This is a genomic window from Rubrivirga sp. S365 (assembly GCF_032248475.1).
Classification (GTDB): domain Bacteria; phylum Bacteroidota; class Rhodothermia; order Rhodothermales; family Rubricoccaceae; genus Rubrivirga; species Rubrivirga litoralis.
On the sequence record NZ_JAVTTN010000001.1, the window covers coordinates 1,409,826 to 1,436,150 of the forward strand.

23 protein-coding genes are annotated in these 26,325 nt (G+C 75.8%); 18 read left to right on the forward strand and 5 right to left on the reverse strand.

The features are described 5' to 3' along the window. Positions 1 to 97: 97 nt before the first annotated feature. From RQM47_RS06175 to RQM47_RS06190, 4 genes are all read right to left on the reverse strand, one after another. Positions 98 to 319, reverse strand: a complete 222-nt coding sequence (locus RQM47_RS06175; protein WP_314007937.1) for a DUF3072 domain-containing protein — start codon at positions 317 to 319, stop codon at positions 98 to 100. 329 nt (positions 320 to 648) lie between these two features. Further along, a complete protein-coding gene (locus tag RQM47_RS06180) occupies positions 649 to 1,593 on the reverse strand; it encodes a histone deacetylase (RefSeq protein WP_314007940.1) in 945 nt (314 codons plus the stop codon). 152 nt (positions 1,594 to 1,745) lie between these two features. Further along, on the reverse strand, positions 1,746 to 2,258 hold the full coding sequence (locus RQM47_RS06185; protein ID WP_314007944.1) for a thioredoxin family protein: 513 nt from the start codon (positions 2,256 to 2,258) through the stop codon (positions 1,746 to 1,748). Positions 2,259 to 2,368: 110 nt separating this feature from the next. Then, a complete protein-coding gene (locus RQM47_RS06190) occupies positions 2,369 to 3,523 on the reverse strand; it encodes a glycosyltransferase family 4 protein (protein WP_314007947.1) in 1,155 nt (384 codons plus the stop codon). 152 nt (positions 3,524 to 3,675) lie between these two features. On the opposite strand from RQM47_RS06190, the gene RQM47_RS06195 reads away from it, so the two are divergent. The 12 genes from RQM47_RS06195 (at position 3,676) to RQM47_RS06250 (ending at position 18,407) form a co-directional block, all read left to right on the forward strand. Next, entirely contained in the window at positions 3,676 to 5,226 is a 1,551-nt protein-coding gene (locus tag RQM47_RS06195) for a trypsin-like peptidase domain-containing protein (protein ID WP_314007949.1), read from the forward strand. Positions 5,227 to 5,474: 248 nt separating this feature from the next. Then, a complete protein-coding gene (locus RQM47_RS06200) occupies positions 5,475 to 6,314 on the forward strand; it encodes a lysophospholipid acyltransferase family protein (RefSeq protein ID WP_311665403.1) in 840 nt (279 codons plus the stop codon). A gap of 138 nt (positions 6,315 to 6,452) precedes the next feature. Further along, positions 6,453 to 9,050 carry a hypothetical protein gene (locus RQM47_RS06205; protein WP_314007951.1) on the forward strand — a complete coding sequence of 866 codons (2,598 nt, stop codon included), beginning with the start codon at positions 6,453 to 6,455 and terminating at the stop codon, positions 9,048 to 9,050. Between the two features lie 290 nt (positions 9,051 to 9,340). Then, a complete protein-coding gene (locus tag RQM47_RS06210) occupies positions 9,341 to 10,618 on the forward strand; it encodes a glycosyltransferase (protein ID WP_314007953.1) in 1,278 nt (425 codons plus the stop codon). Between the two features lie 214 nt (positions 10,619 to 10,832). Then, positions 10,833 to 11,369, forward strand: a complete 537-nt coding sequence (locus tag RQM47_RS06215) for a methyltransferase domain-containing protein (RefSeq protein ID WP_314007955.1) — start codon at positions 10,833 to 10,835, stop codon at positions 11,367 to 11,369. Continuing rightward, the gene (locus tag RQM47_RS06220) at positions 11,366 to 12,502 is read left to right on the forward strand and encodes a glycosyltransferase (protein WP_314007957.1); all 1,137 of its coding nucleotides are present in this window, start codon (positions 11,366 to 11,368) and stop codon (positions 12,500 to 12,502) included. The genes RQM47_RS06215 and RQM47_RS06220 overlap by 4 nt, the downstream gene beginning before the upstream one ends. Continuing rightward, positions 12,502 to 13,992, forward strand: a complete 1,491-nt coding sequence (locus RQM47_RS06225; RefSeq protein WP_314007959.1) for a lipopolysaccharide biosynthesis protein — start codon at positions 12,502 to 12,504, stop codon at positions 13,990 to 13,992. Before RQM47_RS06220 ends, RQM47_RS06225 begins: the two co-directional genes overlap by 1 nt. A gap of 76 nt (positions 13,993 to 14,068) precedes the next feature. Further along, entirely contained in the window at positions 14,069 to 14,356 is a 288-nt protein-coding gene (locus RQM47_RS06230; protein WP_311665391.1) for a BMC domain-containing protein, read from the forward strand. A gap of 4 nt (positions 14,357 to 14,360) precedes the next feature. Further along, entirely contained in the window at positions 14,361 to 14,882 is a 522-nt protein-coding gene (locus RQM47_RS06235; RefSeq protein WP_314007961.1) for a BMC domain-containing protein, read from the forward strand. Continuing rightward, on the forward strand, positions 14,879 to 15,919 hold the full coding sequence (locus RQM47_RS06240; RefSeq protein ID WP_314007963.1) for a hypothetical protein: 1,041 nt from the start codon (positions 14,879 to 14,881) through the stop codon (positions 15,917 to 15,919). The genes RQM47_RS06235 and RQM47_RS06240 overlap by 4 nt, the downstream gene beginning before the upstream one ends. A 352-nt stretch (positions 15,920 to 16,271) precedes the next feature. After that, a complete protein-coding gene (locus RQM47_RS06245) occupies positions 16,272 to 17,576 on the forward strand; it encodes an alpha-hydroxy-acid oxidizing protein (RefSeq protein ID WP_314007965.1) in 1,305 nt (434 codons plus the stop codon). Positions 17,577 to 17,759: 183 nt separating this feature from the next. Further along, complete coding sequence (locus RQM47_RS06250) at positions 17,760 to 18,407, forward strand: response regulator transcription factor (protein WP_311665383.1); 648 nt, start codon at positions 17,760 to 17,762, stop codon at positions 18,405 to 18,407. 316 nt (positions 18,408 to 18,723) lie between these two features. On the opposite strand, the gene ubiE is transcribed toward RQM47_RS06250, so the two are convergent. After that, entirely contained in the window at positions 18,724 to 19,452 is a 729-nt protein-coding gene (ubiE, locus tag RQM47_RS06255; protein WP_311665381.1) for a bifunctional demethylmenaquinone methyltransferase/2-methoxy-6-polyprenyl-1,4-benzoquinol methylase UbiE, read from the reverse strand. A 297-nt stretch (positions 19,453 to 19,749) separates the two neighbouring features. Between ubiE and RQM47_RS06260 the strand changes: the two genes are divergently transcribed. The 6 genes from RQM47_RS06260 (at position 19,750) to RQM47_RS06285 (ending at position 26,298) form a co-directional block, all read left to right on the forward strand. Further along, positions 19,750 to 21,138: an isochorismate synthase gene (locus tag RQM47_RS06260; RefSeq protein ID WP_311665379.1), complete on the forward strand. Its 1,389-nt coding sequence runs from the start codon at positions 19,750 to 19,752 to the stop codon at positions 21,136 to 21,138. A gap of 131 nt (positions 21,139 to 21,269) precedes the next feature. Further along, a complete protein-coding gene (menD, locus tag RQM47_RS06265) occupies positions 21,270 to 23,096 on the forward strand; it encodes a 2-succinyl-5-enolpyruvyl-6-hydroxy-3-cyclohexene-1-carboxylic-acid synthase (RefSeq protein WP_311665377.1) in 1,827 nt (608 codons plus the stop codon). Further along, positions 23,093 to 23,893 carry an alpha/beta fold hydrolase gene (locus tag RQM47_RS06270; protein WP_311665375.1) on the forward strand — a complete coding sequence of 267 codons (801 nt, stop codon included), beginning with the start codon at positions 23,093 to 23,095 and terminating at the stop codon, positions 23,891 to 23,893. The genes menD and RQM47_RS06270 overlap by 4 nt, the downstream gene beginning before the upstream one ends. Beyond that, positions 23,893 to 24,792, forward strand: coding sequence for a 1,4-dihydroxy-2-naphthoyl-CoA synthase (gene menB / locus RQM47_RS06275; protein WP_314007967.1), 900 nt, complete (start codon positions 23,893 to 23,895; stop codon positions 24,790 to 24,792). The genes RQM47_RS06270 and menB overlap by 1 nt, the downstream gene beginning before the upstream one ends. A 241-nt stretch (positions 24,793 to 25,033) precedes the next feature. Further along, complete coding sequence (locus RQM47_RS06280; RefSeq protein WP_314007970.1) at positions 25,034 to 25,387, forward strand: hypothetical protein; 354 nt, start codon at positions 25,034 to 25,036, stop codon at positions 25,385 to 25,387. Continuing rightward, complete coding sequence (locus tag RQM47_RS06285; protein ID WP_314007973.1) at positions 25,375 to 26,298, forward strand: 1,4-dihydroxy-2-naphthoate polyprenyltransferase; 924 nt, start codon at positions 25,375 to 25,377, stop codon at positions 26,296 to 26,298. The genes RQM47_RS06280 and RQM47_RS06285 overlap by 13 nt, the downstream gene beginning before the upstream one ends. Positions 26,299 to 26,325 lie beyond the last annotated feature (27 nt).

Sequence of the window (26,325 nt, forward strand, 5' to 3'; positions counted from 1 at the left end):
CTCGCGGCGTGCGCCCCCGCAGCGCCGCCCCGCCCGGACGCAGACGCGCCCGCCCCAGCCGAGCCGGAGCGGGCGCTGACCGCGAGGGCGGGGCGGACTACTCGCCGCGGCCGGTCTCGCCCTGGAGCTCGTCGATCTTCTTCGACGCCTCGGCCTTCGTGAGTCCGTCGTACTGCTTCGGGTCCTCGCCGGCTTCCTGGGCGAGCGTGTGGAGGTACGAGCGCTGAGCGCCCGTCATCTCTTCGTCGCCGGTCGTCCAGTTGTCGGGGTCCTTCTGGGCGTTCGTGGTCGTGTCTTTCTGGTCTTCGGGCGTGGCCATGTCGGGAGGGGGAAGAGGGAGGGGGCGCTCGAACGGCGGGTGAGCGGACAAGATCGGGCGAGCGGGTGCCACCTCTCTGTCGTCGGGAAGTCCCCGAGACCGCTCCGCCCCTCGGAAAGTGGAAAGTGGAAAGTGGAAAGTGGAAAGTGGAAAGTGGAAAGTGGAAAGTGAGGTGCGGGGTAGAAAAGTTCCGGCTATCTCGTTCTCCCGCAACACATGCCGGCGGGCGGGGTGGTCATCTTGCCCGTACCCCGTACCCCGTACCCCGTACCCCGTACCCCGTACCCCGTACCCCGTACCCCGTACCCCGTACCCCGTACCCCGTACCCTCAGCCGTACACCGCCTTCGCCTGGCGGTACATCGTCGCGTGGAGGTCGGCCGTCTCGGCGTAGAGCGTCTCCGGCGCCTGGCCTGGCTCGCGGCGCGCGGCGTAGCCGCCCGACAGCAACAGGCACAGCGGGGCGCCCGACGCGCGGACCGTCTCGCACACGTAGCGGTCGCGGGCCGCCAGCCCCGCCCGCGAGAGCGCGAGCCGCCCGAAGCGGTCGCCGGCGACCACGTCCACCCCGCCCAGGTAGACCACGAGGTCGGGCTCGGCCTCGGCGAGCGCGGCCGGGAGGTGGCGCGCGAGGGCGTCGAGGTAGGCGTCGTCGCCGGTCCCGTCGGGGAGCGGCACATCGCGCGTCGAGGGCGGCTTGTCGAACGGGAAGTTTTTGTCGCCGTGCACCGAGAGCGTGTAGACGCCGCCCGCCGGCCACGCCCGCGCGCCGCCGAAAAAGGCCGCGTTCCCGTTCCCCTGGTGCACGTCCAGGTCCACCACGAGCGCGCGCCGGAGCCACCCCGCCCGCCGCAGAGACCGGAGCGCGACGGCCACGTCGTTGAGCACGCAGAACCCCTCGGGCCGGTCGGGCATGGCGTGGTGCGTGCCGCCGGCGAGGTTGCCGGCGACCCCGTCGTGGAGCGCCATCCAGCACGCGTTGAGCGTGCCCTGCACGGCCAGCCGGCTCCGGCGGACGAGGGCGGGGCTCCAGGGCAGCCCCATCCGCCGCTCCTCCGCCTTCGTCAGCGCCCCGGCGGCGAGCGCGTCCAGGTAGCGCCGCGTGTGGACGAGCAGGAGGTCGGCCCAGTCTGCCTCGCGCGGGGCCACGATCTCGCTCTCCGAAATCACGCCCTCGGCCACTAGCCGGTTGCGGAGCACGGCGAACTTGGCCATCGGGAACGGGTGCCGCTCGGGCAGCGGGACGACGTAGCCGTCGTGGTACGAAACGCGCAAGGGCGGTGGGTCCGTAGGTCAGCGGGTCGGGAGGGCCGTGGGTGCTCGGCCGCCCCGCCCGCCCCCAAGGGCGGGGTGGAGCACCACAGAGCGACGCACCACCCCGCCCGCTCGGGCGGGGCGGGCGCGCTGATCCACTGATCGTTCCCGACTCATTGACTCACCGACCGGCGGGCCTCCAGGAAGTCCTCGAACGTCGCGGTTTCGTAGGCCTCCTCGCGGACGTAGCGGAGCACGAGCCCGAACGTCTCGGGGTCGCTGTAGCCGGGAAACTTCGTGATCATCTCGCCGTCGGCCGCCACGAACACCGACGTCGGCGTCCCCGCGATCCGCATCGCCTGCCCCAGCTCGGCCTCGCTGACCGACACGTCGAAAAACGGGACGACCGCCTCGCTGTCCAGGTTGAGGCGGACCGGCGCGAAGTGCTCGGCGAGGTACGCCTGCACGGCGTCGTCGGTGAACACCTCGCGGTCGAACCGGACGCAGTACCCGCACCACGGCGCGTAGCCGTACACCAGGAGCAGCTTGCCCTCGGCCTGGGCCGCGGCGATCGCGTCGCCCATCGAGAGCCAGTCGGGCGCGTCGTCGGGGACGACCGAGGCGTCTTGCGCGCCGGCCGCGAGCGGGGCGGCGAGCAGGAGCAGGAGGGCGAGGCGGCGCGTCATCGGGGGCGGGGTGGGGGAGGGGCCGAACGGGCCGCCGCGCTATTCGTTGCCGACGTGCCGCCGCAGCGTGGCCTCCAGATGCGCTCCGCCCGGTTCACAGGTGTCGCCCCTCACCGGAGGAGCCCGAGCACGAGGTCCTGGAACACGCCCCGCCCGCGGTCCCACGCGTAAGGCGCGAGCGCCTCGGTGGTCCGCCCCGCCCACGACTCCCGCGCGTCCGCGTCGAGGGCGCGGCGGAGCGCGGCGGCGACGGCGGCCGGGTCCGCCGGGTCGGCCAGGACGCCGACGCCGCGCTCGACGACGCGGCGGATCTCGGGGAGCGGGCTCGCGATCACGGGGACGCCGGCGGCGAGGTACTCGAACAGCTTGTTGGGGAGGCTCAGCCGGAGGCTCTCGGTGAGCGGCTCGATCAGGCACGCGCCCAGGTCGGCGCCGGGCGTGAGCGCGGCGAGCGCGTCGGGCGGCACGAACGGGTGGAGCCGGAACCGATCTCCCAGCGGCGCCCCGAGCCGCGCGAGGTCGTCCCACAGCTCGCCCTCGCCGATCACGACGAGGCGGACGCCATCGACGCGGCGCGCGGCCTCGACGAGCGCGGGCAGTCCCCGCCCCGCCCGCAAGAGCCCCTGGTAGAGCACCACGACGCGGCCGTCGTCGGGCAGCCCGAGCCGCGCGCGGAGCGCGTCCCGCCCCGCACGCGCCCGGTCCGCCCCGCCCTCTCCGTCCGGCGGGGGCGGGGCGGGCGCGTTGTAGAGCACGGTCGGCCGCGCGATCCCGTACGCCTCGGCCAGCCGGTCCGCGATCTGGTCGCCGACCGTGAGGACGGCGTCGGCGCGGCCGATAAACCGGCCCTCGACGGCCTGCCACGCCGCCGCCACGTGGGGCCGCCCGGCCGACGAGTCGAGCGCGGCGTACAGCTCGCGGCTGTCGTAGACGAGGCGCCCGCCGTGGCGCCGCGCCGCGGCCGCGAGGGCGGGGAGGACGTAGAGGTCGCTCGCGAGGTAGAGCGCGGCCGGCGTCCGCCCGGCCAGCCGCCGCACGGCGCGGTCGGCGCGCCAGAAGAAGGCCGGCCCCCGCCCCGCCGGCCAGGGTGCCGCCACCGCCCCGCCCACGACGCCGCGGAGCACGTCGGGCCGCCGCATCGGGCCGACCGCGAGGAGCCGGACGTCGAGGCCCAGCGCGCGCAGCGCGCGGAGCTGGCGGAGCGCACGCGACGACCCCGTGGGGTCCCCGAGGAGGGCGAAGACGACCCGGGGCGGGGCGGGCACGGGCGGCGGAGACAGCGGAATAGGGGCGCGCCAGGGGGCCTCCAAGGAGGTGCGGCGGAGACGAAGCGGGGCGCCCAAACGTATGTTACGGACGGCCCCGAGCGGCTCGCCCGAGCGCCCTCCGCGCTCGCCCTCGGCCCCCTTCCCCGCCCGTGACGTTCCGTCGACTCCTTCTCGGCCTCGCCGCGCTCGCCGTCGGCGTCCTCGTCGGCCTGCCCCTTATCCGGCTCGTGCAGCCCGACGCCGGCCCCACGGCGGGCGGGGCGGACGCCGCGCGCGAGGCGGCGCCGCGGGCCGTCGTCGAGACGGTCCAGATCGGGGCCGACGGGCCGCCGCCGGCGGCGCCGACGCAGGTGCCGGACCTCGTCGACATCAGCCAGCAGACGACGGCCGTCGCCCGGGCCGTCGAGCCGACCGTGGTCTACGTCGAGGTCTCGACGCCGGCGCCGGGCGGGGCCGGCCGCGTGGCGACCGAGGCCGGCAGCGGCGTCATCCTCTCTCCGTCGGGCTACGTGCTCACGAACGCCCACGTCGTCGCCCGCGCCGGCGACGTCGTGGTCTACTTCCCGACCGACAAGCGCGAGTACGAGGCCGAGGTCGTCGGCGCCGACCCGACCACGGACGTCGCCGTGCTCCGCCTGCTCGAGCTCAACCCCGACGCCCCGCTCTCGGTCGCCTCGCTCGGCGACTCCGACGCGCTCGAGGTCGGCGAGTGGGTGCTGGCCGTCGGCAGCCCGTTCCGGCTCACCAACACGTTCACCTCGGGGATCGTCTCGGCGCTCGGGCGGGGCGGGCTCTACGCGATCGAGAGCGAGTTCGCCATCGAGGACTTTATCCAGACCGACGCGGCGATCAACCAGGGGAACTCGGGCGGCGCGCTCGTCAACCTCCGCGGCGAGGTGGTCGGCGTGGTGACGGCGATCGCGTCGGAGAGCGGGTACTACGAAGGGTACGGGTTCGCTGTGCCCATGAACCTGGCCCGGCGCGTGGCCGAGGACCTGATCCAGTACGGGGAGGTCCGGCGCGGGTACCTCGGCGTCGAGGTCCTGCCGATGTACGCCGCCGACGCCCGCGAGCGCGGGATGACCGAGGTCGCGGGCGTGCTCGTGGGCGGCGTTGTCCGCGGCGGGCCGGCGGAGCGCGCCGGCGTGCGCTCGGGCGACGTGCTCCTCGAGATCGAGGGCCGCCACGTCGACGAGCCCAACCAGTTCCAGAGCCGGCTGGCGATGGCCCGCCCGGAGGAGGCCGTCTCGCTCGCCGTGTGGCGCGACGGCGGGCGCCACGAGCTCCGGGCCGTCCTCGCCGACCCCGGCGACCCCGGGTTGGAGACGTGGTTCGCGGGCCGGACCCCGGCGGTCGCGCTCCCGTCCGCACCCGAGGCCGCCCCGCCCGAGGCGCTCCAGCGGACCGAGGCGCCAAACTGGGGCGTCCAGTTCCGCGACCTCACGCGCGCCGAGCGCCGCCAGTTCGAGTCCGGCGCCTTCGTCGAATCCGTCGCGCCCGGGAGCGCGGCCGAGCTCGACGGGCTCCCGCGGGGCACGGTCGTGGTCGAGGTCGAGGACCGGCCGGTCGCGACGGCCGAGGAGGCCCGCGCGGCGCTCGCGCGGCAGGCCCGCCGCGACCGCCCCGCCCTCCTCCGCGTCCGCCGCCCCGACGGGCAGACCGCGTTCTACGACCTGGCCTCGCCGTTCGTCGACGAGTAGGGGCGACTGGCGGTCGCCCGCACACGCGGGGCGGGGCGGGGTGGTGATGGGCGGGGCGGCCTCGGCGCGCAACGCGACCGGCCGACGTGGGCTGCCCGGACCACGGGCGACCGCCGGTCGCCCCTACAGCGCCGCCCCGCCCGGTGTCCGTCGTTGACCGCCCCGCCCACCGTGGGCGGGGCGGTCATCTTGCCGCACGCCGCACGCCCGCCGGGCGGGGCGGCCCCGGTCGTCTCTACCTTCCGGGCGTGAACGCCGCCCACCCCGCCCCGCCCGGAGCCGCCCCGCCCGAGGCCGCCCGCGCCGTCCGCCTCGACCCGCCGCCGCCGACCGCCGCCGCGCGGGTGTGGTTCGGGTGGCTGCTGGGGTGGACCGCGCTGTTTTCGGCCACGCTCAGCCCGGGCCTCGTGCTCCAGTCGGCCTCGCGGCCGACGGCGGAGACGTTCCGGGCGTGGATGCGGCCGTGGGCGCGGGCCATCTTCGCGTGCGCGGGCATCCGCCTCCGCGTGGTCGAGCGCGCGGCGCTCCCGGACGGCCCGGTCGTGTTCGTCGCCAACCACCAGAACGCCATCGACATTCCGGCGACGTCGGTGGGCCTGCCGCGGCCGTTCCTCTACGTGGCCCGCCACGAGCTGCGGGCGTGGCCCATCGTGGGGTGGGTGCTGGAGAAGTCCGCGTGCATCTTTATCCGCCGCGACAACCCGCGCGAGGCGCTCAAGAGCCTGGGCGCCGCGGCCGACCGCGTGCGCGCGGGCGAGTCGGTGCTCCTGTTCCCCGAGGGCGGCCGGAGCCACGGGCACGCGCTGGCCCCGTTCATGCGCGGCCCGTTCCTGCTCGCCATCGAGGCCGGCGTCCCCATCGTGCCCGTCGCCCTGGTCGGCCACACGGGCGTCGCCGACGAGAAGGCGCTCGCGGCGCGGCCGGGCGAGGTCCACCTCGTTTTGGGCACCCCGATCCCGACGGCCGGGCTCCGGCGCCGCGACGCGGGCGAGCTGGGCGAGCGCGTGCGGGCGGCGCTCGAAGCCGAGCTCGGCCGGTACGGGACGGTCGGCCACGCCGCCCCGCCCGGTACGAACGAGGGCGAGTAGGCTGCCCGGGGCGGGGCGGAGCCGCGTCAAGCGTCGTCGAATCCGGGGCGGCGGCGGGGCGGGGCGGCGCCAGCCCGCGGGTCCGGGCGTTGGCGCTGCCGCTCCTTCCCCCGCCCCGCCCGGGCGTAGACTGCACGCATGGCCAAGACCCAGAAGAGCCGGACCTCGCGCCGCTCCAACCGCCCCGCCCCGCTCGAAGGCAACGACGTCTGGCGCTCGCGGAGCCGCGTCCGCCGCGCCGGGCCGGCCCTCCGCGAGGCGACGTGGTGGGAGGGCCTCCCCGGCGCCGCCCGCCACGGGCTGTGCCTCGCGTTCCTGCTCCTCGTCGCCGTCGGCTTTTTCTGGCCGACCACGTTCGGCGGGCGGACGCTCGTCGGCGGCGACACGGTCCAGTGGCGGGCCACGGCCGAGGCCATGCTCCAGTACGAGGCCGCGACGGGCGACGAGGCGAACTGGGCGCCCAACGTGTTCGGCGGGATGCCGGGCACGCTCATCATCGGGAGCCCGGCCGTGCCCGGCGCCGACTCGGTCGCGCGCGTGCTGCGGCGGATCGGGCTGTGGCCGGTCGCCCACTTCCTGGTCCTGCTCGGCGGGATGTACGCCCTCGTGTTCTACCTCACGCGGTCGTCGCTGGCCGGCGTGATCGGGGCCGTGGGGTACGGGCTCTCGACGTACCTCCCGGTCATCCTCACGGCCGGCCACAACTCGAAGTTTGTGGCGCTGGCCTACGCGCCGTGGCTGCTCCTGGCCTTCGGCGCGCTCGTCCGGCGCGGACCGGAGTCGTCGAAGATGATGAGCGCGCTGCTCGTGCTCCTGTTCGCCATCGCGGCGTCGGTGAACCTGCGGGCGGGGCACGTCCAGATCACGTACTACGTGGTCGTCGTGGCCGCCGTCTGGTGGATCGCCGAAGGCGTCGCGGCGGTGCGCGCGGGGCGGGGCGGGGCGTTCGCGGTCTCGACGGGCCTCCTGGTCGTCGGCAGCGCCCTGGGGCTCGCGCTCGTGGCCGACCCGTACCTCGCGCAGTGGGAGTACAAGGCGTTCACGACGCGGGCGGCCAGCCCGGGCGGCGGGCTCGGGTGGGCGTACGCCATGTCGTGGAGTCAGGGGTTCGGCGAGCTCCTCACGCTCGTGATCCCCAACGCCTACGGCGGGGGCGGGGCGACGTACTGGGGGGGCAAGCCGTTCACGGCCGGTCCGCACTACGTGGGGACCGTCGTGGCGCTCCTCGCGCTCGTCGGCGTGGCCGGCGTCGCGCGGCGGTCCGTCGCCGCCTTCGGCGTGGCCACGCTGCTGACGGTCCTGTTCGCGCTGGGCGAGAACTTCCCGGCCCTCAACCGCTTCGCCTTCGAGGCCATCCCGCTCTTCAACGCGTTCCGCGTGCCCGAGACGTGGCTCGCGGCGACCGTCCTGCTCCTGGCGCTCCTGGCGGGGTGGGGCGCGTACTACCTCCAGCGCCGCGAGGCGACGACCGAGGCCGAGGACCGCAAGCGGCGGATCGTGCTGATCGTCGGGGCCGGGCTCGCCGTCCTCGTCGGCGGCCTGTGGCTCGCGGGCGGGGCGGGGCTCGCGTTCGAGCGCGCGGGCGAGGCGGCCCAGGTCGAGGCGGCGGCGGCCCAGCAGTTCGGGCTCTCGCCGGGTGACCCCCAGGTCCGCGCCGCGGCCGACCAGTACCTCTCGGGCGTCGAGGCCGAGCGCGCCGGCCTGTTCGCCGCCGACGCCGCGCGGTCGCTCCTCTTTCTCGGTCTCGCGCTGGGGCTCGTGGCGCTCCTCCTGTGGCGGAGGGCGGCGTCGTGGGCCGTCCTCGCCGGCCTCGCCCTCCTCGTCACGGTCGACCTGTGGGGCGTCGGGCGCCGGTACTTCAACGAGGACAACGACGCGCTCCGCCGGCGGTCCAGCGTCGAGGCCGTGATCCCCGAGACGGCGGCCGACCAGTTCGTGGTGCAGCAAGTCGAGGCCGCGGGCGGGGCGGGCCGCTTCCGCGTGCTGCCCTCGAACCCGACCCAGAACGCGGTGCCCTCGTACTTCTACGAGTCGGTCGGCGGGTACCACGGGGCCAAGCTCACGCTTATCCAGGACTACTTCGACCGCCTGCTCCCGGACGACCAGACGGGCCTGAACCGGAACGCGCTCCGGCTGCTCTCGACGCGGTACGTGGTCGCGGGTGGGGTGGTGCCCGGCCTCACGCCGGTGTTCCAGGACCCGCAGACGGGGCTCGTGGTGTCCGAGGACTCGACGGCGCTCCCCCGCGCCTTCCTCGCCGACGAGGTCCGCGTGGTGCCGGACGAGGACGCGCTCGTGGCCGCGATCCGGGACCCGGCGTTCGACCCGCGCGAGACGGCGCTCCTCGCCGCCCCGCCCCCGGGCGGGGCGGCGGCCTGGAGCGGGGCGGCCCCGGACTCGGGCGCCGCGTCGGTCGAGCTCCAGCGGTTCGAGCCGGACGAGATCGTGTGGCGCGTCCGCACCGACCGGCCGCGGCTGCTGGTCGCGAGCGAGGTGTACTACCCGGCGGGGTGGACGGTGACGGTGGGCTCGGAGCCGGCGCCCATCCTCCGCACGGACTTCCTGCTCCGCGGCGTGCCGGTCCCGGCCGGCGAGCACATCGTGACCATGCGCTACGTGCCGGAGACGAAGCGGACGGGCCGCCTGATCTCGTGGATCGCCACGCTGCTGACGTACGTGGGCGTCGTCGTCGTCGGTGGGCTCCTGTGGTACCGCCGCGGACAGGAGCCGGTGTAGCGGGCGGGGCGGGCGTGTGACGGGCGGGACCGTCGCGCGGGGCCGCCCCGCCCGCTCAAGCACCCCGTCCCGCGTCCTGCCCTACGACGCCGCCCCGCCCCCGCGTCTCGCCCTCCGCCGTTGCATGCAACGACGCTACACGCGCTGCGCTGGCATCCAGCGGGCGGGGCGGTCATCTTCCCGTTCCCCGTTCCCCGTTCCCCGTTCCCCGTTCCCCGTTCCCCGTTCCCCGCTCCCCCATCCGTCTCCTCCTCGTCACGTACTACTTCCCGCCGGCGGGCGGGGCGGGCGTGCAGCGGACGCTGAAGTTCGCGAAGTACCTCCGCGCGGCCGGCATCGAGCCCACGGTGCTGACCGTCGAGGCCGGGGCGTACCCGAAGCTCGACCCGGCGATGGCCGCCGACGTCCCGCCGGGCGTGGCCGTCCTCCGTACGCCCGCGCCCGACCCGTTCGCGCTTTACGGCCGGCTGACGGGCCGGACGCGCCAGGAGGCCGTCGCCGACCAGCTGCGGAGCGCGCCGGCCGGCGCCGCGGAGCGGGCGGCCCGGTGGGTCCGGGCCAACCTCGTGGTCCCCGACGCCCGCGTCGGGTGGGTCCCGTTCGCCGTCCGCGCGGCGCGGCGCGCTCACCGCGCGCGGCCGTTCGACGCCGTGCTGACGTCGGGGCCGCCGCACTCGGCGCACCTCGTGGGGCGGGCGCTCCGGCGGCACGGCCTGCCGTGGGTGGCCGACTTCCGCGACCCCTGGACCGACATCCACTATTACGAGCGGCTCCCGCGTACGCACCCCGCTCATTGGGCCGACGCGCGCCTGGAGCGGGCCGTGCTCCGCGCGGCCGACCGCGTGACGGTCGTGAGCGGGCGGTGGCGCGACCTGCTCGCGGCCAAGGTCGACCGCCCCGCCCGCGCCTTCGCCGTCGTCGCGAACGGGTTCGACGCCGAGGACTTCGAGGATGTCGAAGGGCGCCCGCCGACCGACCGCTTTACGCTCACGCACGTCGGCACGCTCTACGGGACGCCCGACCCGGTGCTCCGGGCGCTCGCGCGGCTACGCGCGGCCGGGGCGCAACCCGCCGGGGCGGGGCGGCTCCGCCTCCGGCTCGTCGGGCACGTTCCGGCGGCCGTGGACGAGGCCGTCGGGCGGTACGGGTTGCGCGAGGCGGTCGAGGTGGTCCCCTACGTGCCCCACGACGCGGCCGTCCGCGAGATGGCCGGGGCCGGTGCCCTGCTCCTCGTGCTCGAAGACTGGCCGCACGCCGAGGGGCTCGTTACGGGCAAGCTCTACGAGTACCTCGCGTCCGGTCGGCCGGTCATCGGCGTGGGGCCGCCGGACGGTGACGCGGCGGCGTTGCTGGCCGAGACCGGCGGCGGCGCCCTCGTCGCGCGCGACGACGTGGACGGTCTGGCCGCCGTGCTCGGCGCGCATTACGACGCCTGGGCCGCGGGCGCACCGCTCGACGGAGCCCCGCGCGACCGCCTCGCCCCGTACACGCGCCGGGCGCAGACGGCGCGCTTGGCGGACGTCATCCGCGAGGCCGTGGTGGAGCGGAGAAGGCGGGGCGGCGGGTAGGGCGGTGTGGTCGCCGCCCCGCCCGGGCACCCGTGGGCGGGGCGGGGCGGGCGCGCACTGACGGGTCCGCGTTTTGGTCGGGCACGGGGAAAGGAGTGCCGGGCACGGAGGCCGTACCTCGTACTCAGTACCTCGTACCCCAGCGCCCATTCGACCGCCCCGCCCACGCGAGCGGGGTGGTCTCAGCCCTCGGCTCCGCCCGGTATCTTCCGCCATGTCCTCGGCCACCGCCCCGTCCGCCGCCCACCGCGACCGCTTTGAGCGGACGCTCGCGTTCGTCCGCGCAGGGCTGCCGCCGCCGGCCCGGCTCCTCGACGTGGGGCCGGACAACGCGCTCGCGCGCGAGCTTCGGGCGGCGGGCTACGCCGTCGAGAACACGGGCGGGGCGGACCTCGACGACCGCCCCGAGGCGGCTGGCGCCCCGGCCGACGCGCTCATAGCGTTCGAGGTCCTGGAGCACCTCGTCAACCCGCTCGGCGTGCTGCGGGCGTCGCCGGCGCGGCGGCTGTTCGCGACGGTCCCGCGGCGGCTGTGGTTCGCGCCGGCGTACCGGAGCGCGACCGACCCGCGCGACCGGCACTTCCACGAGTTCGAGGACTGGCAGTTCGACTGGCTCCTCGAAAAGGCCGGGTGGGAGGTCGTCCGCCGCGAGCGGTGGCGGCCAGCGTCGTCGGGCCTTCCGCTGGGCGTGCGCCCGGCGCTCCGGCGCGTGACGCCGCGGTGGTACGCCGTCGAGGGGCGGCGCCCGTGACCGCCCCGCCCGACGTGCTCCACCTGGCCACGACGCACACGGCCGGCGACCCGCGCGTGGCCCAGAAGGAGGCGGGGACGCTGGCCGAGGCCGGGCTCCGCGTGGGCCTCGTGCTCCCCCACGACGGCGACGGCGTCGGGCCGGGCGGGGTGGCGGTCTACGGCGTCGAGCGGCCGGCGACGGGCCGCGACCGCGTGCTCCGCACGACGCCGGCCGTCGTGCGCCGGGCGCTCGCCGAGGCCGGGCCGCGGACCGTCTTCCACCTCCACGACGCTGACCTGCTGGCGCACGGGCTCGCGCTCGCGCTCCGCGGCCGGCGCGTGGTCTACGACGCCCACGAGGACACGCCGCGGCAGGCGCTCCACCAGCCGTGGATCCCCGCGCGGCTCCGGCGGCCGGCGGGGTGGGCGTACGGGGCGGCCGAGGCGCTGGGCGGCCGGCTGTTCGCGGGCGTCGTCGCGGCCGAGCCGGCGATCGCGCGGCGGTACCCGGCGGCCAAGACGGCGCTCGTCCGCAACTTCCCGCTCCTCGGCGAGCTCGCCGCGCCCGGGGCGGCGCCCTACGCCGAGCGGCCGGCGGCCGTCGCCTACGTCGGCTCGATCACGCGCGCGCGCGGGGCCGAGGAGATGGCGCGGGCCGTCGCCGGGCGCGGCGCGACGCTCCACCTGGCCGGCCCGTTCCACCCGCCCGCGCTCGCCGACGCCTTCCGCGGGCGGGGCGGCGTCGTCGTCCACGGCGTCCTCGACCGGCCGGCCGTCGCGGCGCTCCTGGGCGGCGTCCGCGCCGGGCTCTCGGTGCTCCACCCGACGCCGAAGTACCTCGAAGCGTACCCGACGAAGCTGTTCGAGTACATGGCCGCGGGGCTCCCGCTCGTCGCCAGCGACTTCCCCGTGATCCGCCAGTTTGTCGAGCCGGCCCAGTGCGGGATTCTCGTCGACCCGCTCGACGTGGACGCAATCGGCCGGGCTGTCGGGTGGATCCTGGACCACCCCGCCCAGGCCGAGGCGATGGGCGCGCGCGGCCGGGCGGCCGTCGAGTCGAGCTACACGTGGGCGCCCGAGGGCCGGCGGCTGGTCGCGTTCTACGACGCGCTCCAGGCGGGGCGGGCGCCGGGCCAGCCGATTCCCGTCTGATGCTCCGCCGGCTCGCGCGCCAGAGCTCGGTCTACGCCCTCGCCAGCGTCGTCGCCAAGGCGAGCGGGTTCGTGCTCCTCGTGTTCTACGCGGACCCCGACGTGCTCCCGAAGGCCGACCTCGGCGTCCTCGGCGGGCTCGACGCGGCCAAGGCGTTCGCGCTCCTCGTCGCCGGCGCGGGGCTCCCGCTGGGGATCATCCAGTTTGCGTCGTCGCCCGCGCTGGGCGAGCGCGAGCGGGCGGCGGTCCCGGCGACGGCGCTCGCGCTCGCGGCCGTCGCGGGGTGCGTGGTCGCCGCGCTCGGATGGGCCGCCGCCCCGCCCGTCGCCGCCGCGTTCGGGATGGCGGGGCGGGCCGAGGTCGTCCGCTGGCTGGCCGTCTACGTCGGGTTCAAAACGGTCGCCGACGTGGCGTACACCGTGCTCCGGCAGCGCGAGAAGGCCGGCGCGTTCGTGCTCCTGGGCACGCTCGAAATGGGGCTCCTGGTTGCCGCCGTCCTGTGGTTTTTGGTGGTCCAGGGGCAGGGGCTGGTCGGCGTGATGAAGGGGTACGCGGTCTCGGCCGCCGCCCTCGCCGCGGTCACCACCCCGCTCCTGCTCGCGCGCGTGGACCGCCGCGTGGCGGCGGGGCTCGTCCGGCCGATGCTCGTGTTCGGGCTCCCGCTCGTGGTCTCCGGCTTTGCCGGGCGGTTCCTCAACCTGGGCGACCGCTTCCTGCTCCTCCACTTCCTGGGCGGCGAGGCGACGGCGGTTTACGAGGTGGCGTCGCGGTTCGGCGGCGTCGTCAACGTGTTCCTGGTCCAGAGCTTCAACCTGGCGTTTACGGTCCTGGGGCTGAAGGCGCTCGGGGGCGGGGCGGGGCGGGGCGACGCCGAGCTCCACCGCCAGTCGTTCCGGCACCTCGCGGCAGTCGCGGGGTGGATGGTGCTCGGGCTGGGCCTGTTCATGGGCGACGTGGCGCGCGTCCTGTTCCCCGACGACCCGACCTACGCGCAGGCCGAGGGGCTCACGGTCCTCGTGGCCGGCGGGTTCGCGTTCTACGGCCTCTACTTCGTCGTCGTCAACGTGCTCTACGCGGCGGGGCGGACCGGGGCGGTCGCGGCGACCGTGGGCGGGGCGGCGGTCCTCAACCTCGCGCTCAACCTCGCGCTCATCCCGACGCTCGGGGCGGCCGGGGCCGCGTGGGCGACGCTCGTGGCCTACGCCGCGCTCGCCGTCGTGACGGCCCGGCTCGGGCAGCGCTCGACGCCGGTGGCCTACCCGTGGCGGGCGCTCGCCGTCGTGGTCGCCGTCGTGGCCGGGCTGTGGGCGGCGGCGCAGCCCACGGCGGCGTGGTCCACGGCGGCGCGCCTGGCGGGGCGGGGCGGGATCGCGCTGGCCTACCCCGCGCTCCTCGTCGCGCTCGGCGTCTACGGCCGGGCCGACCTCGCGCGGGCGGCCGGCGCACTCCGCCGTCGCGGGGCGGGCAACGAGCCGCCCCGCCCGCGTTGACACCCGATCCGACGGGGAGCTACCTTCCCCGCCCGGCCCGGACCCTCCGCCGCCGGCTCTCTAGCACACGATTGACATGCCCAACGGAGATTACGGCGCCGCGCTCGGAATGGTCGAGACGCGGGGCCTCGTCGGCGCCATCGAGGCCGCCGACGCGATGGTGAAGGCCGCCCGCGTGAACCTGATCGGGAAGGAGCAGATCGGGGGCGGTTTCGTCACCGTCCTGGTCCGCGGCGACGTCGGGGCCGTCAAGGCGTCGACCGACGCGGGCGCAGCGGCGGCCGAGCGCGTGGGCGAGCTGATCTCGGTCCACGTCATCCCGCGCCCGCACACCGAGGTCGAGGGGATCCTCCCGGGCGAGTAGCCCGGTGGCCCTCCCCGCCCCCGACGGCACGCCGACCGGCGCGCTCGGCCTGCTCGAAACGCTCGGGCTGGTGGCCTCCGTCGAGGCCGCCGACGCCATGCTCAAGGCGGCCGACGTCCGCCTGGTGTCCCAGCAGCGGACGGTGCCCGGCCTCGTCACGCACGTCGTGACGGGCGAGACGGCCGCCGTGCAGTCGGCCGTGGACGCGGGCGCGGCGGCGGCGGCCCGCGTGGGCCGCGTGGCGGCCAGCCACGTGATCCCGAGCCCGTCCGACGGCGTCTGGCGCCTGCTCGCCCCGCGCGCGGGGCGGGGCGGGGCGGCGTCCACCCCGCCCGAGGGCGACGACGCCGACGGGAGCGACGCGCCCTCCGACGAGGGCGGGGCGGCCGACTACGACGACCGGACGGTCCGCGAGCTCCGCGTGCTGGCCCGCGACCGCGACGACCCGGCGCTCCAGGGCCGCGACATCTCGCGGGCGACCAAGGACGAGCTCGTGGCGTTCCTCCGCGGTCTCGACGCCCGGTGAGCGCGCCGGCCCCGCGGCGCTGGGACCGGCTCGGCGTCCGCGGCCGGCTCCGGGCGCTCTTCCCGTCCCGCCGCCCCGCCCCGCCCGACGACGAGGCCGGGCGGCGGAGCCTGGCGCTCGGGCTCTCGCTCGTCGTCGCGGCCGTGCTGTGGTTCAGCTTCAGCATGCGCGAGGCGTACTCGGTGGCCGTCGAGGTCCCGGTCCAGGTCGCGTCGCTGCCGGCGGGGCAGGCCCTCCGCGAGCCGCCGCCGGCCTCGGCGACGGTCACGCTCCAGGGCGAGGGGTGGACGCTGCTCACGCTCACGCGCCGGCGCCCGGCCATCCGCATCGCGGCGACTGGGCCGACCGTCGACCTCGCGTCCTCGCTCCGCGAGCGGGGGCTGCCGTCGGGCGTGAGCGTCCAGAGCGTCCAGCCGCGCGTCGTCGACCTGGCCCTCGACGCGCGGACGACGCGGCGGCTCCCGATCCGCCTCCGCCGCCGCATCGAGACGCGGCCGTCCTACGGGCTCCTCCGGCCCCCCGTGCTCCGGCCCGACTCGGTCACGGTGTCGGGCGCGCAGTCGCTGCTGGGCCGCCTCGCCGACTGGCCGACGGAGACGCTCGTTGCCCAGGACGTCGACGAGGACTTCACGCGCGTCGTCGCGCTGAGCGACACGTTCGGCGGCCTGCTCACGCCGTCGGCGCGGTCGACGATGGTGTCCGTCGAGGTCGGCCAGTTTACCGGCGCCAGCCGCGACGTCCCGGTCGAGGTCGAGAACCTGCCGCCGGGCGTCGAGGCCGTCCAGTTCGACCCGGCCACGGTCCGCGTCGCGTTCGACGTCCCCAGCCAGGGCGAGGCGTACGACCGGGCGCTCGAGCCGGGCGCCTTCCGCGCCGTCGTCGACTATGCCGACATCGCCCGCGACACGACCGCGGGCTCGGTCCCCGTCGCGCTCCGCTACCCGGACGGCCTCGGCGTGCGCGACCCGGCAGCCACGCCGGCGCGCGTCGACTACTTCGTCCTCCGCCGCCGGGCCAGTGAGTCAGGGGGGCAGTAGGTCAATGGGTCGGTGCCCGCCCCGCCCGCGCGCGGGGGCGGACCGCTCCAGAACGGCGCTCCGGGACCGCCGCCCCGCCCGGTTGCGCCGCGCGGGCGGGGCGGGGATCTTCGAGGACTCACGCCACCCCGCCTCGGCTCCGGCTCCGGTGGGCAGTAGGATCGGTGAAGCAGTGGGTCAGGAAGATCAGTAGAGCGGCTACGGGCTGGCCGGGGGAGCAGGGCGGGGCGGGGCGGGACCGGAATCCACCGCCCCGCCCCTTGCGCGACGCGGGCGGGGCGGGCACCTTCCGACTCACCGACTCACCGACTCACCGACTCACCGACTCACCGACTCACCGACTCACCGACCCGTGCCCTTCGACCCCGACTTCCACCTCGGCCCCGGGTCGCGCCGGCAGCGCGAGGTGTTCCTCGACGGCGTCGCCGGCCGCACGCCGGCCGTCCCCGTGGCGCCCGACGCGCTCGCCGAGGCGGCGCGGCGCGCCATGAGCCCGGCCGCGTGGGCCTACGTCGCGGGCGGGGCGGGCCTGGAGCGGACGCAGGACGCTAACCGCGCCGCGTTCGACCGCTGGGCGCTCGTCCCCCGCCAGCTGGCCGGGACGGACGAGCGCGACCTGTCGACGACCGTTCTGGGCGCGCGCCACCCCGCCCCGCTGATGCTCGCGCCGATCGGCGTTTTGGAGGAGGCGCACGCCGAGGCCGACCTCGCCGTGGCCCGCGCGGCGGCGGCCGAAGGCGTCCCGTTCGTGTTTTCGAGCCAGGCCAGCGTGCCCATGGAGGCGTGCGCTGAGGACATGGACGCCGTCCGGCCCGGGGCGCCGCGGCTGTTCCAGCTCTACTGGTCGACCGACGACGACCTCGTCCGCAGCTTCGTCCAGCGCGCTGAACGGTGCGGGTGCTCGGCCGTCGTGCTCACGCTCGACACGACGCTGCTCGGGTGGCGGCCGCGCGACCTCGACCTCGCCGCGCTCCCGTTCCTCCAGGGCAAGGGGATCGCCCAGTACACGTCGGACCCCGTGTTCCTGAGCAAGCTCGACCACCCGCTGCCCGACGCCGCGGCCGCCCCGCCCCTGTCCGTCTCGACGGTCCGCGCGGGCGTCGGGCAGGCCCGGCGGTTTCCCGGCCCGACCGGCCCGGCGCTCACGAGCGGCCGCGCGCGGAAGGCCGTCCAGCGGTTCGTCGGCACCTACAGCCGGCCGTCGCTGGGGTGGGCGCAGGTCGACCAGCTCCGGGCCATGACCCGTCTCCCCATCGTGCTCAAGGGCGTGCTCCACCCGGACGATGCCCGCGAGGCCGTCCGGCACGGCGTCGACGCGGTCGTGGTCTCGACGCACGGCGGGCGCCAGGTCGACGCGTCGGTCGCCGCGCTCGACGCGCTCCCGGCCGTGGTCGAGGCCGTGGGCAGCGATCTCGAGGTATGGTTCGACAGCGGCGTCCGGGGCGGGGCGGACGTGGCCCTCGCCCTGGGGCTCGGCGCACGGGCCGTGCTCCTCGGGCGGCCCTACGTGTACGGCCTCGCCGTGGCCGGCGAGCGTGGCGTCCGCGAGGTGATCCGCAACGTGCTCGCCGAACTCGACCTCACGCTCGGGCTCGTCGGCGCCCGCTCGCTCGCGGACCTCCCGGCCGCCGTCGTGCGCCGGGGCGGGGCGGCCTAAGGGCGGGGCGGCCGCGCGGGGATGGCCCCTACACTCGGCTTTCTCTGTCCCCCGCGCCCTACTCATAAACGGCTCCACAGGGCGGGGAGGAGAGAGCGTCTAAGGGATAATCTTAGGACGCCTAGTGGGCGGTGCGGGCTATCCTGCCACGGCCCCACGGCCCTCACCACCCTCTGCAGAATCATGACTCACCGCGTGTTTATCGTCGAAGACCACCCCGTGATGCGCGAGGGGTACGTCAGCCTCATCAACGCCGAGCCCGACCTCGACGTCGTCGGCGAGGCGTCGTCGGCCGAGGACGCCTTCGACCAGGCGGCGGACCTCGAGTTCGACGTGGCCATCGTCGACCTCTCGCTGCCTGGCGTGAACGGGGTCGAGCTCATCAAGCGGCTCCGGTCGATCGACGACGACGTCAAGGTCCTCGTCGTCTCGGCCCACGACGAGGCCCTCTACGCCGAGCGCGCGCTCCGGGCCGGCGCCCGGGGCTACCTCATGAAGCACGAGTCGGCCAAGGGGTTCGTCGAGGCCGTCCGCCAGGTGATCTCGGGCGAGCTGTTCCTGAGCGACTCGCTGCGGACGCGCTTCCTCAACGACCGCTTCGGGTTCGGGAACGACCCCGCCCCGACGGTCTCGCGGCTGACCGACCGCGAGCTCGAGGTGTTCGAGCACTTTGGCCGCGGCAAGAGCACGCGCGAGGTGGCCGAGGTCATGGGCCTCAGCCTCAAGACCATCGAGTCGCACCGGACGAACATCAAGCAGAAGCTGGGCATCGACCGGGCCGCCGAGTTCATGCAGCGGGCCGTGCTCTGGGTCGAGGCGCCGCTGAGCTGACGGTCGAGGCATGGAGAGAGCGGGGAGGCATAGAGGGATAGGCAGAGGGTGTTTGGGCCGCCCCGCCCGGTCCGACTGAACCGCCCCGCCCAGGCGGGACGATGAGGGACGAGGGCAGAGACGGCCGCCCCGCCCGCAGGCGTGTGGGCGGGGCGGTCCGTCTTGGGGACGAGGCGCGGGCGGGGTGGCCTTGGCGTCGCGGCGTTGCATGCAACGCCGCTACAGGATGGCGCCCAGGGTCGGAGGCTGGGTGGAGAACCCGTGGGCAACGCGCCGCCCCGCCCTCTGCTCATCCCTCCATCCCCCATCCCTCCCCTCATGCCGTCCCGCGGTAGAGGCTGACGATCCCGAACGTGAGCGGGCGCGCGAGGACGCCGCGGTAGCCGGCCGCGCGCATCTCGTCCAGGAACGCCTCGCCGTCGGGGAACGCGGCGACCGACTCGGGGAGGTACTCGTACGCCTCGGCCGAGCCCGAGACGGCCTGGCCCACGCGCGGGAGCACGTGCTTCGAGTACGCCTCGTAGCCCTGCCGGACGCCCGGCGCCGTCGGGTGGCTAAACTCCAGGACCACGAGCGGGGCGGCCGGCCGCAGCACGCGGCGGATCCCGCGGAGCCCGGCACCCAGGTCCTCGAAGTTGCGGACGCCGAACGCGACGAGTGCCCCGTCAAAGGCGCCGTCGTCGAACGGGAGGTCGGCGGCGTCGCCCTGGACGAGCCGGACGCGGCGGTCGAGGCCGCGCCGGCGGAGCTTGTCGCGCCCGCCGGCGAGCATCCCCTCCGAGATGTCGACGCCGACCACCTCCTGCGGGCCGAGCGCGAGCGCCTCAATCGCGAGGTCGGCCGTGCCCGTCGCCACGTCGAGCAGGCGGCGGGGCGGCCCGTCCAGCCCGGCGCGAAGCAGGGCGACGGCCCGCTTCCGCCACCATACGTCGATCCCGAACGAGAGCACGCGGTTGAGGAGGTCGTAGCGCGGGGCGATCTCGTCGAACATGGCCTCGACGTGGGCGCGCTTACCGGGGGCCGGTCCGATCGGGGGCTTGTTCATGCGGGGCGGGGGAAAAGGTCGCGGCGGGCGGGGCGGTGGGCGCAACGTCCCAAAGCACGCTTCGAGAGGGTACAGAGTACGCGGCCCGGGAAGCCCTCTCAGGCCGTACCTCGTACCCGGCACCCCGTCACCCGAAGGGTGCTCGAAGCCGCTGCCTCAGATCGAGGACGCCGAACCTATCGCAGAGGCTCCAGGGCGGGGCGGGGGAGAGTGGAACGCGTGTTGCTTTCATTTTTTTCTGAAACCTGAAGCCTCCAGCTCAGGTAGCTCCTGATCTCCCCGCCGCTCCCCGCCCGCGTGTCGAACACGGCCCCCACCCCGCTCGCCCTCTCCCCGCTGCGCCGCGCCCTCGCCGACGCGCTGCGCTCGTGGGACGGCCGCTCCGTCCTCCGCGCCGAGGCGCCCGCCCCGCCCGCCGACGCGCTCGGGTGGCTGGAGGCGCAGGCCGGGCCGCACCGGGCGTACTGGCGCGGGCGGGGCGAGGCCGAGGCGCGGGCGTCCGTCGGGGCCGCGGCCGTTGTTGAGGGGCTGACGCTGGAGGCCGTGGCTGCCCCGCTCGGCCGGCTCCTCGGCGCCCTCCCCGCCCACGCGCGCCTCACGGCGACGGCCCGGTTCGACGCGCGCGCCGAGGGCGGGGCGGAGTGGGCGCCGTTCGGGGCGGTCCGGTTCGTGCTCCCCCGCGTGGAGTATCGAACGGACGGGCGCGCGGCGTCGGTCGCCGTGCACCTGGCGCCGGGCGAGGCGCCGGACGCCGCGCGCGCCGCCGTCGAGGCGCTCCGCCCGAGCGCGGCGCCGGCCACGGCCGAGCTCCCGCTCCCGTTCATGCGCCGCGACGACCCCGACCGGGCCGACTGGGGCCGCATGCTCCGCTGGGCGCTGGGCGCCTTGTCTAGCGCCGGCCCGCTCCAGAAGGTGGTCCTCGCGCGGCGCGCGCGGTTCTCCTTCGAGGAGGCCGTCGACCCGTTCGCGCTTCTCCGCCGGCTGGAGGCGGCCACGCCGCGGTGCTTCCACGCGCTCGTCGAGGCGGGCGGGGCGGACCGCGCGCCGGCCGCGTTCCTCACTGCGACGCCCGAGCGCCTGTTCCGCCTCGATGGGCGGACCGTTGAGACCGAGGCCGTCGCCGGGACGCGCCCGCGCGCGGCGTCCGACGCCGACGACGACCGGCTCCGCGACGAGCTGATGGGGAGCGAGAAGGACCGCCGCGAGCACGGCTACGTCCGCGAGCGCATCGCGGCCGCGCTCGCCCCGCTCACCGTGTCGCTCGACGACGACGGCGACGCCTCGGCCATGACGCTCGCGCGCGGCCGCCACCTCTACACCGGCTTCCGCGGCACGCTCGCCGACGGCGTCGGCGCGCTCGACGTGCTCCGCGCCCTCCACCCGACGCCGGCCGTCGGCGGCACGCCCACCCCGCTCGCGCTCGACGCCATCGACCGCCTGGAGCCGTTCGACCGCGGGCTCTACGCCGGCCCCGTCGGCTGGGTCGGGCGCGACGGGGCGGGGCGGGAGGCGGCCGAGGTCGCCGTCGGCATCCGCTCGGGTCTGGTCGAGGGCCGCACGCTCTCGCTCTACTCCGGGGCCGGCATCGTCGTCGGGTCGGACCCGGCGGCGGAGTGGGCCGAGATCGAGCACAAAATCGGCGACTTTGCGCGCGTGCTCGGGCTCACCGACCGCGCCGAGTCGTAGGAGCCCCGCCCCGCCCGCGCGCTGTGGGCGGGGTGGTCTGCTCCGTCGCCCGTCCCACCCCGCCCACGCAGCGAGCCGCGTCCCTGCGGCTGCCCCACGAGGGCGGGGCGGTTGTCTTCGCCACCCCGCCCGTGCTCTCTCACCTCGCGTCTGCGCCCAACGTCAACCACCTGTGGGCGGGGCTTCTGGTCGAAGAGCTGGTCCGCCAGGGGACGACCTTTTTCGTCGTCTGCCCCGGCTCGCGGAGCACGCCGTTGGCTGTCGCCGTCGGGCAGAACCCGCGGGCCGAGGCGCTCGTGCACTGGGACGAGCGGGCGGCCGCGTTCGTGGCGCTGGGGTGGGGCCGCGCGACCGGCCGCCCCGCCGCCGTGATCACGACGAGCGGGACGGCGGTCGCCAACCTGCTCCCCGCCGCCGTCGAGGCCGACGCTGACGGCGTGCCGATGCTGCTCCTCACGGCCGACCGGCCGCCGGAGCTGCGCGAGACGGGCGCGAACCAGGCGGTCCGCCAGCCGCCGATCTTCCAGGACGTCGCGCGGTGGTCGCTCGACTGGCCGGTCCCCACGGCGGACGTGCCGGCGCGGTGGGTGCTCTCGACGGCGGCTCACGCCGCGCACCGGGCGACCGCCCCGCCCGGGCCGGTCCACCTCAACCTCCCGTTCCGCGAGCCGCTGGGGGCGCAGCCGGACGGGACCGACGCGGCGGCGTATTTGGGCGGGGTGGGGCGGTGGGGGAGCGGCCTCCTGTCGCAGAGGTTCACCGAGCCGGTCGGCCGGGTGTGGCCCGGCGGACAACCACAGACCGAGTTCGACCAACTGGCAAAGCGCCTACGAAGCGTCGAGCGGGGCGTGGTCGTCGCGGGCTACGGCGCCTCGCTCGACGCCGACGACGTCGCGTGGCGCCTGGGATGGCCCCTCCTGGCCGACCTCCGGTCGCCGGGCCTCCGTGTGGGCGCCTCGCACTGGGAGCGGCCCGTCCCCTACGCCGACTTAGTCCTGACGAGCGAGTCGTTCCGCCGTCGCGGCCCTGCCGAGGCCGTCGTCCACTTAGGGGGGCGGCTTGTCTCGAAGCGGCTCGGGCAGTACCTCCGCGAGTCGGAGCCGGCGACGTATGTGCTGGTCGGTCCAGAGCGGGACCGGACGGACGCCGACGCGCTCGTCACCCACCGAGTGGACCTCGGGGAAGGCGAGGCTCTCCCTGTCTGGCCGTTCGGCCCGCGTCAGGAGTCGACTCGCTGGCAACAAACGTGGGGTCGGGCTTCGGCCGCGGTCGGTGAGGTGCTTGAACGGGTGATCGGCGGCGCGAGCGGATTGTCTGAGCCGGCCGTCGCCCGCAGCGTGTCCCGTCAGACGGGGTTGCCAGAGGGGGATCGCCCGTTCGTATCCCTCGTCGCCTCCGCGTCTATGCCGGTCCGCGACCTCGAATCGTACGCTGTTACGGACCGGGGACCCGAGGTGATGGCGGTCGCCAATCGCGGGGCGAGCGGGATCGACGGGACCGTTGCCACGGCCGCGGGCTACGTGCGGGGGCGGGGCGGGGCGGCCGTCCTCCTCACCGGCGATCTCGCGCTGCTCCACGACCAGACCAGCCTGGCGCTCCTCCGCACCGGCCCGCCCGTCGTCGTCGTCGTCATCAACAACGACGGCGGCGGCATCTTCCACCGCCTGCCGGTCGCCGCGGGCGGGGTGGGGGAACTCGACAGCGACACCTTCGAGCGCTTTTTCGGGACGCCCCACGGGCTCGGCTTCGAGGACGCCGCGCGCCAGGTGGGGCTCGCGTACCACCGGCCCGAGACGATGCCGGCGTTCGAGGCCGCGCTCGACGGGGCCGTCCGCTCGGGCGCGTCCGCCCTGATCGAGGTGCGGACGGACCGCGAGGAGCAGGCCGCGCTCCGCCGCCGGATCGAGGCCGCCGCCGCCGCGGCCGTCGACGCCGCGCTCGCCGGGGACGACACGTGACCGCCCCGCCCGACGCCACCCCGCCCGCGGGCGGGGCGGGGCCGCCCGTCCTGCTCCTCCACGGGTTCCTCGGGCGCGGGGCCGACTGGGACGCCGTCCGCGCGCGCCTCCCTGCCCGCGACGTGCGCGCGCCCGACCTGCCCGGGCACGGCGCGGCCGTCGGCCTGGACGACGGCCACTACACGATGGACGGGGCCGCCGACCGCGTGCTCGCTAGCGTGGGCGGACCGCAAACCGGCGGGGCGGTCGACGTCGTGGGCTACTCGATGGGCGCGCGGCTCGCGCTGCACCTCGCCGTGCGCCACGCGCCCCGCGTGCGGCGGCTCGTGCTCGTGTCCGGCTCGCCGGGGCTCAAGACCGAGGCGGAGCGGGCCGCGCGCCGGCGCCTCGACGCCGAACGCGCCGTCGCCGTCGCCCGCGACCTGCCCGGCTTCCTCTGGGCGTGGTACCGGATGCCGCTCTTTTCGAGCCTCCACCCCGCCCTCCGCGACCGCCTCGTGGCCGACCGCGCGGCTCACAACGACGCGTCCGAGCTGGGCCGCTCGCTCCGCGGCATGGGGACGGGCGCGCAGCCGTCGCACTGGGGCGCGCTCGCGGGGATCACCGCCCCGACGACGGCCGTAGCGGGGGCGCTCGACCCCAAGTTCGTCGCCCTCGCGCACGCCATGTCCGAGCGCCTGCCCCGCCCGAGCGGGGCGGGTCCGGTCGAGCCCGTGATCCTGGGCAGGGCGGGGCACATGGTCGCCGCCGAGCGGCCCTCCGACCTCGCCGCCCTCCTCCAGTCCCTCCTCTCCTGATGGCCGAACAGAACGCCCACCACACGACTGACCGCCCCACCGTCTCCGGCCCCTTCGAGTGGGAGCGCGTCGGGGGCTTCGAGGACATCGTCTACGAGAAGGGCGCGGCCGGCACCAATACGGCCGGCATCGCGCGCGTGACGATCAACCGGCCCGAGGTCCGCAACGCGTTCCGGCCGACGACCGTGACCGAGATGATCGCGGCCATCGACGACGCCCGCGACGACCCCTCCGTCGGCGTGTTCGTGCTGACGGGCGCCGGCGACCAGGCGTTCTGCGCCGGCGGCGACCAGCGTATCCGCGGCGACCACGGCTACAAGGAGGTCGAGGGCGGGGCGGAGACGGGCACGCAGCGGCTCAACGTGCTCGACTTCCAGACGCGGATCCGCAAGATGCCCAAGCCGGTCATCGCGGCCGTGAACGGGTGGGCCGTCGGCGGCGGCCACGTGCTCCACGTGGTCTGCGACCTGACGATCGCGAGCGACAACGCGCGCTTTATGCAGACCGGCCCCAAGGTCGGCTCGTTCGACGCCGGCTACGGGACGGCCCACCTCGCGCGGATCGTTGGACAGAAAAAGGCCCGCGAGATCTGGTTCCTCTGCCGGCCCTACAGCGCTCAGGAGGCGCTCGACATGGGCCTCGTCAACACGGTCGTGCCGCTCGCGGACCTGGAGCGCGAGACGGTCCAGTGGAGCCGCGAGATCCTCGCCAACTCGAACATTGCGATCCGCATGATCAAGGCGGCGGCCAACGCCGACGAGGACGGCGGGGCGGGGCTCCAGGAGCTGGCCGGCCACGCGACCATGCTGTTCTACATGACCGAGGAGGGGCAGGAGGGCCGCAACGCCTACCTCGAACGCCGCGCGCCGGACTTCGACGCCGACGGCTACCGGCCGTAGCGGGTGATGAGTAGCGAGTGGTGGGCGGGGTGGCCGCCCCGCCCTCTGCGTCCGTTTCGGCGCGTCGGGCGCCCCGCCCCCACGCCGCCCTGCTCGGTGGGAGCACCCGTAGGGACACGGCTCGTTGTGTCCGCCTTCGGGCGTGGCGATCCGCCCGGCCGCCCCGCCCCGTCGTCTGGGCGGGGTGGTCCGAACCTCCGCCCCGCCCCCGCGCGTATGGGCGGGGCGGTCCCGATCCTCCATGAAGAGCGTTCCTTTCAAAGCCAAGTCCACGTTCGACCTGCGCGGCGGCTACTTCAAGGGGCAGGGCACGATCCGACTCCAGGGGGACGACATCGTCGTGGAGGTCCAGGTGTGGCCGTTGCCGACGTTCAAGCAGACGGTCCGCACCTACAGCTTCGACATGACCGATTTGGAGGAGATCCGCCACACGCGCCGGTTCTGGGGCGACACGCTCACGCTGCGCACGCGGCCGATGGAGCGCGTGACGGAGATTCCGGGCGCCGCGAACGGTGCGCTGACGCTGAAGGTGAAGCGGGCCGACCGCCCCGCCCTTGACGCCTTCCTCGACCGCCTGGAGCTGTGGCTCGTCTGACCGCCCCGCCCCCGACGCCCGCCCCGCCCGCCGGCGTGGGTCTGTGGTTGGAGGCCGCCCGGCCGAAGACGCTGCCGGCGGCGATCGCGCCGGTCCTCGTCGGGATCGGGCTGGCGTGGGAGGCCGGCGCGTTCCACGCGCTCGCCGCGGCGTGCGCGCTGGCGGGCGCCGTCCTCATCCAGATCGGGACCAACTACTCGAACGACGCCGAGGACTTCGTACGCGGCGCCGACACCGAGGCCCGCAAAGGTCCGCGCCGGGCGACGGCGAGCGGGGCGGTCACGGCCGGCCAGATGCGCGCGGCGGCGGCCGTCGCGTTCGCGCTCGCGGTCGCCGCCGGCGGCTTCCTGATCTGGCGGGGCGGGTGGCCGGTGCTCGCGCTCGGCCTCGTCTCGATCGCGTCGGGCGTGGCGTACACGGCCGGCCGCTACGCGCTCGCCTACACGGGCCTGGCCGACCTGTTCGTCCTGGTCTTTTTCGGCCCGGTCGCGGTCGGGGGCACGTACTACGTGCAGGCGCTGGACCTCCCGACGTGGGTCCCCATCGCCGGGCTCGGGCCGGGCTTTTTGGCGACGGCCATCCTCATCGCCAACAACGTCCGCGACGTCGAGGAGGACCGGGCGGCAAACAAGCGGACGCTGGCGGTCCGGTTCGGGCGCGGCTTCGGGGTCCGGCTCTACAACGCGTGCCTGTCGGGGGCGCTCGTGGTCCCGGCCGCGCTCGCGCTCGTCTCGCGCGACCACGTCGGCGTGCTCGCAGCATCTGCGCTCGTGGCCGTCCTCGGCCGCCGGCTGGGGCGGACGCTCGCGGTGTCGGACGACCCGGCCGTCCTCAACCCGCTCTTGGGCAAGACGGCGGGCCTGCTGTTCCTGTACTCGGTCGCCTTCGCGCTGGGCTGGGCGCTGACGTGACCTCCCCGCCCGCGCACCCAGTCTGAT

Excerpts from the sequence above, each read along its gene's own strand:
- RQM47_RS06175 (WP_314007937.1), bottom strand. The coding sequence starts at position 319 with ATGGCCACGCCCGAAGACCAGAAAGACACGACCACGAACGCCCAGAAG.
- RQM47_RS06185 (WP_314007944.1), bottom strand. The coding sequence starts at position 2,258 with ATGACGCGCCGCCTCGCCCTCCTGCTCCTGCTCGCCGCCCCGCTCGCG.
- RQM47_RS06205 (WP_314007951.1), top strand. The coding sequence starts at position 6,453 with ATGGCCAAGACCCAGAAGAGCCGGACCTCGCGCCGCTCCAACCGCCCC.
- RQM47_RS06215 (WP_314007955.1), top strand. The coding sequence starts at position 10,833 with ATGTCCTCGGCCACCGCCCCGTCCGCCGCCCACCGCGACCGCTTTGAG.
- RQM47_RS06225 (WP_314007959.1), top strand. The coding sequence starts at position 12,502 with ATGCTCCGCCGGCTCGCGCGCCAGAGCTCGGTCTACGCCCTCGCCAGC.
- RQM47_RS06230 (WP_311665391.1), top strand. The coding sequence starts at position 14,069 with ATGCCCAACGGAGATTACGGCGCCGCGCTCGGAATGGTCGAGACGCGG.
- RQM47_RS06250 (WP_311665383.1), top strand. The coding sequence starts at position 17,760 with ATGACTCACCGCGTGTTTATCGTCGAAGACCACCCCGTGATGCGCGAG.
- ubiE (WP_311665381.1), bottom strand. The coding sequence starts at position 19,452 with ATGAACAAGCCCCCGATCGGACCGGCCCCCGGTAAGCGCGCCCACGTC.
- menB (WP_314007967.1), top strand. The coding sequence starts at position 23,893 with ATGGCCGAACAGAACGCCCACCACACGACTGACCGCCCCACCGTCTCC.
- RQM47_RS06280 (WP_314007970.1), top strand. The coding sequence starts at position 25,034 with ATGAAGAGCGTTCCTTTCAAAGCCAAGTCCACGTTCGACCTGCGCGGC.